The following is a 12,207-nucleotide window of genomic DNA, read 5'->3' as shown; positions in this document are numbered from 1 at the left end:
CGGTCTCCCGATGCCGTACCTGCTCTAGATGGCTCCGCGCTCGGCCAGCGCGGCGATCTCTTCTTCTCCGAGGTCCAGGAGGCCGCCGTACACCTCCCTGTTGTGCTCACCGAGCGCCGGACCGGCGTGCCGCACCGATCCCGGCGTCTCGCTGAGCTTGGGGAATGCGTTGTGCATCGGGAGCTCCCCGAAGTCGGGGTGGACGAGCCGCACGATGGCCTCGCGGGCCGCGAAGTGCGGGTCGTCGAACATGTCCTTGGCGGTGTAGATGCGCCCGGCGGGGACGCCGCCCTCGTGGAGCGTCTCCAGCAGGGCCTCGGTGCCGAGCGTCGCCGACCAGGCGGAGATCAGCTCGTCCAGCTCGGCCATGTTGCGGCCCCGGTCGGCGTGCCCGGCGAAGCGCGGGTCCTCGGCCAGCTCGGGGCGGCCCATGGTCTTCGCGAGGCGTCCGAACACGGTGTCCTGGTTGGCGGCGATCAGGATCATCTCGCCGGACGCGGTCGGGTAGACGTTGCTGGGCGACACGTTCGGCAGCACCGAGCCGGTGCGCTCGCGCTGGTAGCCCGCCACGGCCCACTCGGGCAGCAGCGACTCCATCATCGCCAGCACCGCCTCGTAGATCGCCGAGTCGACGATCTGGCCCCGGCCGGTGTTGCTCCGGTGGTGGACGGCGACGAGCGCGCCGATCGTGGCGAACACGGCGGCGAGGGAGTCGCCGAGCGAGATGCCCGCGCGGGACGGCGGGTTCTCCGCGTCGCCCGTCACGTACCGGATGCCGCCCATCGCCTCGCCGATCGACCCGTATCCGGCGCGCGGCGCGTAGGGACCGCTCTGCCCGAAACCGGACACGCGGACGAGGATCAGCCCCGGGTTCGCCTCGCGGAGCGAGTCGAAGTCCAGGCCCCAGCGCTCCAGCGTGCCGGGGCGGAAGTTCTCCACGACGATGTCCGCCTGCCCGATGATCCGCCGCGCCAGGTCCTGGCCCTCGGCGGTGCGCAGGTTGCACGTCACCGACTTCTTGTTGCGCGCGACCACCGGCCACCACAGGGACTTGCCGTGCGGCTTCTCCCGTCCCCACTGGCGCATCGGGTCGCCCGCGCCCGGCGACTCCAGCTTGATCACCTCGGCGCCGAAGTCGCCGAGCAGCTGGCCGCAGAAGGGGCCGGCGAGCAACTGCCCCATCTCCACCACGCGCAGGTCGGCGAGCGGTCCCCGGGCGTCCTGAGCGGCGCCGTCGTGCGTTGACATCTAGCGGATCCTCGTTTCGGTGTCGTCGTGGGAGGGGTCGGGGGCGCGGAGGAGCACGGCCTTGGCCGCGAGCACGTGGGCCCGCATCACCGACTCGGCCCAGGTGCCGTCGCCCGCCCGCAGCGCGGCGGCCAGCTCCCGGTGGTGCGCGGAGCTGCGGGCCAGGTCGTCCGGCGAGTACCGGTGGAACGTGCGCATCACCAGCGGGAGCTGGACGACGGCGTTGAGCATCGACACCAGCCGAGCACTCGCCGCCGCCGCGCGGACGATGCCGTGGAACTCGGCGTTCAGCTCCGCGACGCGGTCGAGGTCCTGGCCGTCGCCGGGGCCCGCCGCCCGCTCCATGAGGCCGCACAGCTCGTCCATGCGGTCCACGTCCTTCGGCTCGATGCGCGTGGCGGCCCGCCGCGCGGCGGCGCCCTCCAGCAGCATCCGCAGGTCGTAGATCTCCTCCAGGTCCTCCGGCGTCCAGTCGGGGACGCGGGCGCCGCGGTGCGGCAGCACCTCGACCAGCCCCTCGACCTCCAGCCGGCGCAGCGCCTCCCGGACCGGCGTCCGGCTGGAGCCGGTCTGCTCGGCCAGCTCGGCCTCGCCGAGCCGTGCCCCGGGCGGGTGGACGCCGTCCAGGATGTCGGCGCGCAGCCGTGTGTACACACGGTCCACGGCACGGACCATCCGAACCTCCTCAGCGGTCGATTGCATGCAAGATAAGCATTTCGGTCGCTTGACACAAGGGTTCTACCTGGCCGATTCTCGGCATGTCGACAGATTGCATACAAGGGAAGGGCCCATGGCGGACGTCGAAGTCATCGAGGTGGGGCCCAGGGACGGCCTGCAGAACGAGGCCGCGATCCTGCCCACCGCCGACAAGGTGCGGCTCATCGAGCGGAGCGTCGCCGCCGGGCTGCGGCGGATCGAGGCGGTCAGCTTCGTCAATCCCAAGCGCGTCCCGCAGATGGCCGACGCGGAGGCCGTGATGGAGCGCGTCCCCCGGGCGGACGGGGTGCGCTACGCGGGCCTCGTCCTGAACCCGCGCGGCCTCGACCGGGCGCTGGCCGCCGGCGTGGACGAGGTCAACGTGGTGGTCGTGGCGACCGACGAGTTCAGCCGCCGCAACCAGGGCTGCTCGGTCGAGGAGGGGCTGGCCAACTGGGCGCGGATCGCCGCCGACGCGCGGGCCGCCGGGCTGTTCCGCAGCGTCACGATCGCGGCGTCCTTCGGCTGCCCGTTCGAGGGCGAGGTGCCGGCCGAGCACGTCCTCGACCTGGTGCGGCGGATCGCCGAGAGCGAGCCCGACGAGATCGCGCTGGCCGACACGATCGGCGTCGGCGTCCCGACGCAGGTGCGGGCGCTGCTGACCGGCGCCGCCGAGATCGCGCCCGGTGTGCCGCTGCGCTGCCACTTCCACAACACGCGCAACACCGGCTACGCGAACGCGCTGACCGCGCTCGACCACGGGGTGAGCGCGCTGGACGCGAGCACCGGCGGGTTCGGCGGCTGCCCGTTCGCGCCCGCCGCGACCGGCAACATCGCGACCGAGGACCTGGTCTACGCGCTGGACCGGATGGGCGTCCGGACCGGCGTCCAGGCGGCCCCGGTGACGGAGACGGCGGCCTGGCTGAGCGAGCGGCTGGACAGCCCCGTGCAGGCGCTGCTCGGCCGCGCCGGGCCCTTCCCCGCCGGGTCCTTCCCCGCCTCCTGACCGCCGCGGCGGCCGGTCACCACTCGGGGCGCGTGCCGTCCCGCTGCAGGAACTCCAGCCGGTTGCCCAGGTTGTCGAAGGCGTAGAAACGGCGGTGGCCTGGGAAGTCGTCATCCCAGGCCACCTCGGTGCCGTGCTCCGCCAGCCGTTCGGCGAGGGCGTCCAGGTCGCCGACGCGGATGCCGGGATGCGCCTTGCGGGCCGGGCGGAAGTCCTGTTCGACGCCGAGATGGATCTCCAGCGCGTCCGCGCGCACCCAGAGCCCGCCCCGCGCGGCCAGCACCGGCGGCTTCACGATCTCCTTCATGCCGAGGGCGTCCACGTAGAACGCGCGGCAGGCGTCCTCGCTGCCGGGCGGGATCGCGATCTGCACGTGGTGCAGCCCGAAGGTGAACGGCGACGCGTGGTCCGGTCCATAGCCCTGCGCTGAGATCTCCGTCATGATCACATCATCGCGCGGGTGAAGTAGACCCTGATGACGGTTCTGCCGGGTTCTGTCCGGATGCGGACGAAATCGGCGAGCTTATGGACGAGCAGCAGCCCCCGTCCGCCGATCGAGTCGGGCGGCACGGGCCGCTTGCCCGCCAGCGGGTCGGCGATGTAGCCCGCGTCGCTCACCTCGATGACGAGGTGGGTGGCGTCGTGCCAGATCCACAGCACGCCGGTGCCGCCGCCGTGCTCCACGGAGTTGGCGGTCAGCTCGCTGGCGACGAGCTCGGCGTCCTGGACCCGGTCCTCGTCGAGCCCGGCCTCGGCCGCGGCCTCGACGACCAGCGCCCGCGCCGCCTTCAGCGCGGCGGCGTCGAAGGGCAGCCGCCGCGGGCGCGCGGCCCGCTCGGCGGCGGGCGGCGCCCCCGTGTCCGGCGGATCGCCGACGCGCTCCCCGCTGCCGGTCATGGCGTCCTCCGACCGCACTCGTTGCCCCAGGGCAATCGTCCATGGTCCCTTCGCGAGCGAACGGCGAGGCCCGCCCAACGGGGGTCTTCCCTGATCACCGGCACGTTAGACGGGACCTTTCAGGTTCGGCATGCCCGGGGGGCGGGGAGGTCGCCAAGCGCGGGAACGCCGGGGGTTCTACCTTTACCGCATTCTTCGCACACTGGGAGGAAACCCATCGAGTGCCAGGGCCCCCGGGCCTCCCGACCAGCGTGAGGAACGCGTTCCCGTGGATTCCACCGCACCCGTGACCGGCGACGCCGGCATGCCCGCAGGCGGCACAGGCGCGCCCGACCGCACCCTCCGGCTCGGCGGCCGCCCGCTGCCCGTCGCCGGACCCGCCCGCATGTACGTCTGCGGCATCACCCCATACGACGCGACCCACCTCGGCCACGCCCGCACCTTCGTCTGGGCCGACATCGCCGCCCGCGTCCTGCGGCACGCCGGCGGCACCGTGCGCGTCTGCCGCAACGTCACCGACGTCGACGACGTGCTCGACCGGGCCGCGCACCGCGCCGGCAGCCCCTACGACAGCTTCGCCGCCGTCCAGCAGTACTACTTCGAACGCGACCTCGACGTGCTCGGCGTCCACGCCGTCGACCACCAGCCGCGCGCCCACAACCACGTCCGGGAGGTCATCGCGCTCGCGCGGGGACTCCTCACGTCCGGCCACGCCTACCTGCGGGACGGCGCGGTGCGCTTCCGCGGCGCCGACATCCCCGGACGGGTCGGGCTCGGCGGCGAGGAGGCCCGCGCGCTGATGGCCGAGTACGGCGACGAACCCGGCGACCCCGGCAAGGAGCACCCGTTCGACGTCGCCGTCTGGCGGCCGTCGCGCGCGGGCGAGCCCGCCTGGCCCAGCCCGTGGGGCCCCGGCCGCCCCGGCTGGCACGCCGAGTGCGCCGCGATGGCCATGACCGTCTTCGGCCCGGCCGTCGACCTGCACGCCGGCGGCGCCGACCTGTGCTTCCCCCACCACGCCTACGAGGCCGCCATGGCCGAGGCGCTCACCGGCGTGCGGCCCTTCTCCCGCGCCTGGCTGCACGTGGGCGTGGTCCGCCGGGACGGCGAGAAGATGGCCAAGTCCACCGGGAACCTGGTGCTGGTGTCCGAGCTCGTCCCGGACCACCCGGCCGTCGCCGTCCGGCTCATGCTCATCAGCACGCCGTGGCGGGACGCCTGGGACTACACCCCGGAGGCCCTCGACGAGGCCGCGGCCGTCCTGGACCGGCTCCACACCGCCGCCGGGCGGCGCCCCTCGTCCGCCACCGCCGAGGAGGCCGTCACGCAGGCGCTGCTGGACGACCTGGACGTCCCCACCGCGCTGGCCATCGCCGAACAGGACGGCGCCGGCTCCGCGCGGCTCGCCCTGCACCTGCTGGCGCTCTCCTGAGGGCTCGCCAGGCCCTGATCGCCTCGCTAGGCCCGGATCACGCGGACGCCGGCCTCGGTGAAGGCCGCGACCTCCGCGTCCGGCACCGTCTTGTCGGTGACCAGGACGTCGATGTCGCCGACGGCGCAGATCCGGGCGAACGCCCGGTGCCCGACCTTGGAGCCGTCCGCCACCACGACGACCTGCTCGGCGCGCTCGGCCATCAGCCGGTTCACGTCGGCCTCGCCCTCGTTGTGGCAGGTCGCGCCGTGCCGGGCGTCCACCCCGTTCACCCCGATGATCGCCACGTCCAGCGTCACCTGGTCGAAGAGCCCGGTGGCCAGCGGCCCGGTCAGCTCGTAGGACTGCGGGCGCGGCACCCCGCCGGTCAGCACGATCTTCACATGCGGCCGGACGGCCAGCTCGTTGCCGATGTTCAGCGCGTTCGTCACGATCGTCAGCGCCGGCGTCGCCCCCTCGGCGTGCAGGTCGGCGCGGGTGGCCAGGACCCGGGCGACCTCCGAGGTCGTCGTCCCGCCGTTCAGCCCGATGATCGACCCGGGCACGGCCAGCTCGGCGGTCGCCGCCGCGATCCGCTGCTTCTCCGACGCGTGCCGCGCCGCCTTGTAGCGCAGCGGCAGGTCGTAGCTGACGCTCTGCGCCACGGCGCCGCCGCGGGTGCGGGTCAGCATCTGCTGCTGCGCGAGCTGGTCGAAGTCGCGGCGGATCGTCGCGGCCGACACCCCCATCCGCCGGGCCGCCTCCTCGACCGTCAGCCGGCCCGCGTCGGCGAGCAGTTCGAGCAGCGCGTTCCAGCGCTCGTGCCGGGTCACACCGGCCCCCCTTCCGGCGGGCGCGTCCGGGGCGAAGGTCATCCGAGGATTCTAGCCCTGCACTCCCCTGGTCTTACCTGCTCGTTGCGGCGATGGAACAATCAGCAACGATCAGAGGCGCGCAGCGAAGGAGTCCCATGTCGAAGCCGGCCCCCGGGCTGACCCTGGCCAACGCCCGCATCGTCATGCCGGACGGCGTCCGGCACGGGGACCTGCACATCGCCGACGGCAGGATCGCCACCGCGGGCGCGGGCGAGAAGATCGACCTTGCCGGGCGCCACGTCGTCCCCGGCTTCGTGGACATGCACGTCCACGGCGGCGCGGGCGTGTCCTACCAGCGCCCCGACGACGCCCAGCGCGCCGTGTCCTTCCACCTCGCGCACGGCACCACGACCACGATGGCGAGCCTGGTCACGGGCGACGCCCGCGAGCTCGCCGACGCCGTCGCGAGCCTCGCCGACCTCGCCGCGGACGGCCTGATCGCCGGGATCCACCTGGAGGGCCCCTACCTGTCCCACGACCGCTGCGGCGCCCACGACCCGGCGCTGCTGCGCGACCCCGACCCCGCCGAGTTCCAGCGGCTCGCCCGGCTCGGCCGCGGCCACCTGCGCATGATCACCATCGCGCCGGAGCTGCCGGGCGGGCTCGACCTCGTCCGGGACGCCGTCGCCGCCGGCGCCATCGCCGCCGTCGGCCACACCGACGCCGACGGCGCCACCGTCCGCGCCGCGTTCGACGCCGGCGCCCGCGTCGCCACGCACCTGTTCAACGCCATGCGGCCGCTGCACCACCGCGAGGGCGGGCCGATCGCCGCCGCGCTGAACGATCCCCGGGTCACCGTCGAGCTGATCAACGACGGCGTCCACGTGGAGCCCGCCGTGGCCCGGCTGGCGTTCGCCGCCACCCCCCGCGTCGCGCTGATCACCGACGCCATGGCCGCCACCGGGATGGGCGACGGCGCCTACCGCCTCGGCGTCATGGACGTCGAGGTCCGCGACGGCCGCGCCGTCCTCGCCGGCGGGACGTCCATCGCCGGCAGCACGATCACGATGGCGGACGCGTTCCATCTCGCCGTCACCAGCCTCGGCCTGCCGATCGAGGACGCCTCCCGCGCCGCGTCCCTCGTCCCCGCCCGCGCACTCGGCCTCGACGACCGCACCGGCTCCCTCGAACCCGGCAAGGACGCCGACCTGATCGTCCTGGACGACGACCTCCGGATCGACTGGGTCATGAAGCAGGGGCGCCGAGTGTGAAGAACGTCCCGGGTGCCCGAATTCTCGGCGAGAATTGATGGCGTCCAGACGTCCGACAAGGGAATCATGGAACCGTGGAACGTCTACGGGGATGGCCGGTCACGTTGACCGAGGGTCCCGTCGGGCTGCGCCCCCTGCGGCACCGCGACGCCGCCGCCTGGCGTGAACTGCGCGTCCGCAACGCCGACTGGCTCCGCCCCTGGGAGCCCACCAACCCCGAGACGCCGCTGTTCCGCAGCGGCCTTGGGCCCTACGTCAGCATGGTGCACACCATGCGCCGCGAGGCCCGCCAGGGCCTCGCCCTGCCCTGGGTCGTCACCCACGACGACGATTTCGCCGGCCAGCTCACCATCGGCGCGATCGTCTGGGGGTCGGCCCGCTCCGCGCAGATCGGCTACTGGGTCGACAAGCGAGTGGCCGGACGCGGCGTCATTCCCACCGCCGTCGCCCTCGCCGTCGACCACTGTTTCTTCACCGTCGGCCTGCACCGCCTCGAAGCGAATATCCGCCCGGAGAACACCGCCAGCCGCCGCGTCGTCGAAAAGCTCGGATTCCGCGAAGAGGGAATTCGGCGCCGCCACCTTCACATCGACGGCGCCTGGCGCGACCACATCTGCTACGCCCTCACCGTCGAGGACGTCCCCGGCGGCCTGCGCGCCCGCTGGCTCGCCGACCGCAAACAGGCATTTCCCCGCGGCGGCTGAGCCGCCCGTGACTTTCCACCGTAAGAATCCTGCGAACGAGAAGGCCGGGCAAACGGAGAGTAACGGCGAGATCGATCTCGCGACACACCGCCCCTTATGCTCGTCAACCTCTGACAGGCCCTCGTACCGTGCGGGGCGTGACCCTGCTCCCATTGCACGTTCGCGCGCCGAAAGTCGGCCCGCCTACTGAGCGTGCCCTGGGGCGGTGGGGCCGGTGAGCAGCACCGTTCTGTACCTCGCCATCGTCGCCGTCTGGGCGGTCGTCCTCGTGCCCATGTGGCTGCGCCGCGACACCGAGGCGACCGGGATCTCCCGCCTGCTCCACAAGCGCGACGAAGCGGCCGAGGAGCCCGCGGAGGACACCGCGGCCCCCGAACCCCGCCGCCGCGTGTCCCGCGCCACCGTCATCGCCCGGCGCCGCCGCCGCACCACGGGCCTCGCCGCCCTCCTCGTCACCGCCGCCGCGGTCGTCGCCTCCGGCGTCGCCCCCTGGTGGGTCACCCTGCCCCCGGCCGCCCTCCTGACCGGCCACCTGGCCCTGCTCCGCGTGGCCGTCGGCATGGACGCCGCCCGCCACCTCGCCGCCGCCGAGGCCGCCGCCGCCCGCGCCGCCGCGGCCCGCGTCCGCGAGGCCCGCCGCGCCGCCGAAGAGGCCGAACCCGCCGAAGTCATCGAACTCCTCACCCCCGACGAGGTCTTCGACCAGTACGCCGACGACCGCCGAGCCGTCGGCGAGTAACCGATGCGCGAGCACCCCCCGATGTTTGCTAACCTTACGGAGTCGTTGGGGCTGTAGCGCAGTCCGGTAGCGCACCTCGTTCGCATCGAGGGGGTCAGGGGTTCAAATCCCCTCAGCTCCACCAACGAACCGCAGGTCAAGGGCCTGATCGGAGCAGGCTCCGGTCAGGCTCTTCTCGTTTTCAGGCGTCGCGTGAGTGCAGTAGGAGGCCGCCGGCCAGGAGCGTCGCGGTGGTCCAGGCGGCGGTCACGCCGAGGCCGGCCCAGGGGCCGATGGGCAGGCTCCTGAGATCGGTTGTGGCCTGGATGGCGAGGCCGGAGCTCATCGGTGCGATCTTCTGCAGCAGGCGCTGCCAGCTCGGGTCGCCGATCGTCTGGGAGAGGATCGGGACGATGTAGAGCAGGCCGAGGACGACGCCGATGCCGGTGGCGGAGTCGCGCACCGCGGTGGCGACGCCGAGGCTGAGAAGGCCGATCAGGATCAGGTAGAGGACGGTCCCGCAGACCGCGCGCAGGGTCGGGCCGTTGGACAGGGACAGGGCCCGGTCGCCGACGTCGGGCAGGATGAGCCGGGCGGCGAGCACCGCTCCGAGGACGGCGGTGGTTCCGCCGGCGGCCACGGCGCCGGTGAGAGCGACGGCCTTGGCCGCCAGGACTGTCAGCCGCCTGGGCACCGCCGTCAGGGTCGTGCGGATCATGCCCGAGCCGTACTCTCCGGTCGTGATCAGCACCGCCAGGATGGCGATCGGCGCCTGGCCGAGGTAGGCGCCTACGAGGGTCAGCCTGGTCGTGTCACCGCCGCAGCCGTTGGCCGTGCAGTTCACCATCGAGGTCGCGCCTGCGCTCAGGGCCACCGTCGTCGCGACGGTGGCGAGCAGCAGCCACAGCGGGCCGGCGACGGTTCGCATCTTCGTCCATTCCGCGTGCAGCGCGAGTTTCATGCGTCCCTCCTGCTGAGCAGGACGGCCGCCGCGAAAAGGCTCACGATCGCGTACGCGGCGAGGACGGCGAATCCGGCCCACGGCGCTAGCGGGTAATAGCCGTTGTACGGTGTGTAGTGGCTTGCTACTTGGTCATACTCCACGAGCGTCTGCTGGACGGCGAAGGCCGCTCCCGGTGTCACCCGGGTCAGCCATTCCGCCGCGCTCGCCGGCATGAACGGAATGGCGCTCAAGATGTAGGGCAGCACGATGGCCAGGACGACGGTGGTGACAGCGGCGGCGCTGTGCCGGAAGATGGCGCCGGCCGAGAGGGCCAGGACCGAGGCGGTCGCGAGCAGCGCCGCGGTTCCGAATGCCACTCGCAGTTCTGTCGAGAACGGCACCGGGAAGATGTAGACGCCGTTGTCCTGGGCGAGCCGTTCACCGAGCGGAGTCGCGATGACCGTCCCCAGCAGCCCGGCGACGAAGGTGACGGCCCACAACACGATCGCCTTGGCCGCCAGCACCCGGCTCCGCCCCGGGCTCGCGGCCAGGGTGAGGCGGATCATCTCGCTCCGGTATTCCGTGGTGATGAACAGCGCCCCCACGACGATCACCGCGATGAGCGCGGCGAACGTGCCGGTGAGGATGTCCCGGAGGGTGCCGCCGGTCGGCAGGGTCTCGCGGGTGGCGGGGGCTATGTCGCCGGCACCGGTCACCGTGAGCCGGCCGTCGGATCCCGTGACCGAACCGGACGTGTCCTCCGGATAGCCGGCGAAACTGGGGGATTCGGGGCCCACCTGGTCGCCGGTCCATCTTGCATGGACCCAGCCTCCCCGGAGACGAGGGGCGTCGAAGACGGCGGTCGACACGCTGCCGGCCGTGCCCATGCCGTCCAGGGCGGGTGGAGACGCTACGAACAGCCCGACTTGCGCAGTTGGTCCGAGTCCGCTTAGTTGTACGGTCCCCACCTTGGTCCAGTGCGCGCCGTCGGTGGAGGCGTAGCCGGTGATCGTGTCGCCCGAGCGGTCCAGCCGCAGTCGGCGAGGGGACTCGGCGGAGACAGGGCCGGGCAGGCCGGGCCTGTCGTTGACGTAGGCGTCCTGCATTCGCACGCCGTGGCCGCCGGTGACCATGATCGCCGCATAGGACGATCCCTGGTGAATGCCCTGCTTGACGATGAGGCCGGCCTTCGCCCACGGCACGGTACCGGGCCGCAGATTCCCCGGCCCCTCGGGAATGCCGCTCTTGAGCGAGGAGACCGAGACGGTGATGCTGCCGTTTCCGGAAAGCGGCTGGTGCACGAAGTAGAAACTGTCGGAGACCGGTTTACCGCCCGGTCCGGTCGGAACGGGCGGCGCACCCTTCTGATCGCTGCTCATTCCGGTGAGCACGGCGAACAGCAGCAACAGCAAGGTGGCGGCCACCATGCCGATCAGCCAGGCGCGGACGGTCCGGAATTTGGTCCATTCCGCGTGGAGCACCTGGACGAAACCGTCCCGGTCGGTGCGTTGGCCATGTCGATGAGACGTCACGGCAGGAGTCACCGTGTCACCTCCGTGGACGTGGCACGGAATTCGACGGCCTCGCGAGTGAGGTCCAGGTAGACGTCCTCAAGGGTGGCGCGGTGTGCCGATATCTCGGAGAACGGCACCGCGCCCTCGTTGAGCAGTGCGGCGACCCGGTCCGCGGGCAACCCCGAAACGGTGATGGTGTCGCGGCCGGCCGCGCCGGTCGCGCCGGCATGCGCGAGCACCCTCATCGCGTGCGTCCCGGCCGTGGTCCGCACGGTCACCCGGTTCCCGGAGGCGGCGGCGATCAGGTCGGCCACGCCCGCGTCGGCGATGGCCTTCCCGCGTCCGACCACGACGAGATGATCGGCCGTGTCCTGCACCTCGCTCATGAGGTGGCTGGAGACCAGCACGGCGCGGCCCTGGGCGGCCAGGGACCGCAGGAGGCCGCGCATCCAGACGATGCCGTCGGGGTCCATGCCGTTGAACGGCTCGTCGAGCATGATGACCGGCGGGTCGCCCAGCAGGGCCGCGGCGATCCCGAGCCGCTGCCGCATGCCGAGCGAGTAGCCTCCGGCCTTGCGCCGGGCGGCGGAGGCCAGGCCGACCTGCTCGATCACCTGCATCACCCGCCGCGCGTCCAGGCCCTGCGAGTGCGCCAGCCACAGCAGGTGGTCGCGTCCGCTGCGGCCGGTGTGCAGCGCCGAGGCGTCCAGCAGCGAACCGACATGATTCAGCGGACACCGGAGACTGCGGTATGGCTTCCCGCCGATGAGCGCAGTGCCCTCATCGACCGAATCCAGGCCGAGGATCACTCGCATCGTGGTGGACTTCCCGGCACCGTTCGGCCCGATCAGTCCGGTCACCACACCCGGGCGGACGGTGAAGGACATGCCGTCGAGAGCGAGCGCCGAACCATACCTCTTACGCAGTCCGGCGACGACGATCCCCGGGGCGCTCATCGTGGCGCGCTTGCGGTTCGCAGTGCGA

At 72.5% G+C, this 12,207-nt stretch carries 13 protein-coding genes and 1 tRNA gene; 6 read left to right on the top strand and 8 right to left on the bottom strand.

What is annotated here, in order from left to right:
• Window positions 1–24: 24 nt before the first annotated feature.
• Complete coding sequence (locus tag HUT06_RS07930; protein ID WP_176195111.1) at window positions 25–1,248, bottom strand: CaiB/BaiF CoA-transferase family protein; 1,224 nt, start codon at window positions 1,246–1,248, stop codon at window positions 25–27.
• Window positions 1,249–1,911, bottom strand: a complete 663-nt coding sequence (locus HUT06_RS07925; protein ID WP_217711249.1) for a GntR family transcriptional regulator — start codon at window positions 1,909–1,911, stop codon at window positions 1,249–1,251.
• A 127-nt stretch (window positions 1,912–2,038) separates the two neighbouring features.
• Here HUT06_RS07925 and HUT06_RS07920 point away from each other — a divergent pair, with 127 nt between their 5' ends.
• Entirely contained in the window at window positions 2,039–2,950 is a 912-nt protein-coding gene (locus HUT06_RS07920; RefSeq protein ID WP_176195109.1) for a hydroxymethylglutaryl-CoA lyase, read from the top strand.
• Window positions 2,951–2,966: 16 nt separating this feature from the next.
• Here HUT06_RS07920 and HUT06_RS07915 read toward each other — a convergent pair whose 3' ends face one another.
• On the bottom strand, window positions 2,967–3,392 hold the full coding sequence (locus HUT06_RS07915; protein WP_176195108.1) for a VOC family protein: 426 nt from the start codon (window positions 3,390–3,392) through the stop codon (window positions 2,967–2,969).
• A gap of 2 nt (window positions 3,393–3,394) precedes the next feature.
• Window positions 3,395–3,847, bottom strand: coding sequence for an ATP-binding protein (locus tag HUT06_RS07910; protein WP_176195107.1), 453 nt, complete (start codon window positions 3,845–3,847; stop codon window positions 3,395–3,397).
• A gap of 268 nt (window positions 3,848–4,115) precedes the next feature.
• Between HUT06_RS07910 and HUT06_RS07905 the strand changes: the two genes are divergently transcribed.
• The gene (locus HUT06_RS07905; protein ID WP_254715041.1) at window positions 4,116–5,279 is read left to right on the top strand and encodes a class I tRNA ligase family protein; all 1,164 of its coding nucleotides are present in this window, start codon (window positions 4,116–4,118) and stop codon (window positions 5,277–5,279) included.
• Window positions 5,280–5,305: 26 nt separating this feature from the next.
• Here HUT06_RS07905 and HUT06_RS07900 read toward each other — a convergent pair whose 3' ends face one another.
• On the bottom strand, window positions 5,306–6,133 hold the full coding sequence (locus HUT06_RS07900) for a DeoR/GlpR family DNA-binding transcription regulator (protein WP_368406957.1): 828 nt from the start codon (window positions 6,131–6,133) through the stop codon (window positions 5,306–5,308).
• A gap of 95 nt (window positions 6,134–6,228) precedes the next feature.
• Here HUT06_RS07900 and nagA point away from each other — a divergent pair, with 95 nt between their 5' ends.
• From nagA to HUT06_RS07880, 4 genes are all read left to right on the top strand, one after another.
• Window positions 6,229–7,344, top strand: a complete 1,116-nt coding sequence (nagA, locus tag HUT06_RS07895) for an N-acetylglucosamine-6-phosphate deacetylase (RefSeq protein WP_176195106.1) — start codon at window positions 6,229–6,231, stop codon at window positions 7,342–7,344.
• Window positions 7,345–7,418: 74 nt separating this feature from the next.
• Complete coding sequence (locus HUT06_RS07890; protein ID WP_176195105.1) at window positions 7,419–8,048, top strand: GNAT family N-acetyltransferase; 630 nt, start codon at window positions 7,419–7,421, stop codon at window positions 8,046–8,048.
• A gap of 214 nt (window positions 8,049–8,262) precedes the next feature.
• Entirely contained in the window at window positions 8,263–8,787 is a 525-nt protein-coding gene (locus HUT06_RS07885) for a hypothetical protein (protein ID WP_176195104.1), read from the top strand.
• A 47-nt stretch (window positions 8,788–8,834) separates the two neighbouring features.
• Window positions 8,835–8,911: transfer RNA gene (locus tag HUT06_RS07880), tRNA-Ala, on the top strand.
• 57 nt (window positions 8,912–8,968) lie between these two features.
• On the opposite strand, the gene HUT06_RS07875 is transcribed toward HUT06_RS07880, so the two are convergent.
• From HUT06_RS07875 to HUT06_RS07865, 3 genes are read right to left on the bottom strand one after another with little or no spacing between them, the layout of a single operon-like run.
• Window positions 8,969–9,727 carry an ABC transporter permease gene (locus tag HUT06_RS07875; protein WP_176195103.1) on the bottom strand — a complete coding sequence of 253 codons (759 nt, stop codon included), beginning with the start codon at window positions 9,725–9,727 and terminating at the stop codon, window positions 8,969–8,971.
• Window positions 9,724–11,253, bottom strand: a complete 1,530-nt coding sequence (locus HUT06_RS07870; RefSeq protein WP_254715040.1) for an ABC transporter permease subunit — start codon at window positions 11,251–11,253, stop codon at window positions 9,724–9,726. Before HUT06_RS07870 ends, HUT06_RS07875 begins: the two co-directional genes overlap by 4 nt.
• On the bottom strand, window positions 11,250–12,179 hold the full coding sequence (locus tag HUT06_RS07865; RefSeq protein WP_176195102.1) for an ATP-binding cassette domain-containing protein: 930 nt from the start codon (window positions 12,177–12,179) through the stop codon (window positions 11,250–11,252). Before HUT06_RS07865 ends, HUT06_RS07870 begins: the two co-directional genes overlap by 4 nt.
• Between the last annotated feature and the right edge of the window lie 28 nt (window positions 12,180–12,207).

This window comes from Actinomadura sp. NAK00032 (assembly GCF_013364275.1).
Taxonomy (GTDB): Bacteria; Actinomycetota; Actinomycetes; order Streptosporangiales; family Streptosporangiaceae; genus Spirillospora.
Note: the sequence above shows the minus strand (reverse complement) of the source record. Positions and strands in the feature narration are given on the sequence as shown.

Coding starts and splice junctions, on each gene's coding strand:
- HUT06_RS07930 (WP_176195111.1), bottom strand. CDS start 1,248: ATGTCAACGCACGACGGCGCCGCTCAGGACGCCCGGGGACCGCTCGCC.
- HUT06_RS07920 (WP_176195109.1), top strand. CDS start 2,039: ATGGCGGACGTCGAAGTCATCGAGGTGGGGCCCAGGGACGGCCTGCAG.
- HUT06_RS07915 (WP_176195108.1), bottom strand. CDS start 3,392: ATGACGGAGATCTCAGCGCAGGGCTATGGACCGGACCACGCGTCGCCG.
- HUT06_RS07910 (WP_176195107.1), bottom strand. CDS start 3,847: ATGACCGGCAGCGGGGAGCGCGTCGGCGATCCGCCGGACACGGGGGCG.
- HUT06_RS07900 (WP_368406957.1), bottom strand. CDS start 6,133: ATGACCTTCGCCCCGGACGCGCCCGCCGGAAGGGGGGCCGGTGTGACC.
- nagA (WP_176195106.1), top strand. CDS start 6,229: ATGTCGAAGCCGGCCCCCGGGCTGACCCTGGCCAACGCCCGCATCGTC.
- HUT06_RS07875 (WP_176195103.1), bottom strand. CDS start 9,727: ATGAAACTCGCGCTGCACGCGGAATGGACGAAGATGCGAACCGTCGCC.
- HUT06_RS07865 (WP_176195102.1), bottom strand. CDS start 12,179: ATGAGCGCCCCGGGGATCGTCGTCGCCGGACTGCGTAAGAGGTATGGT.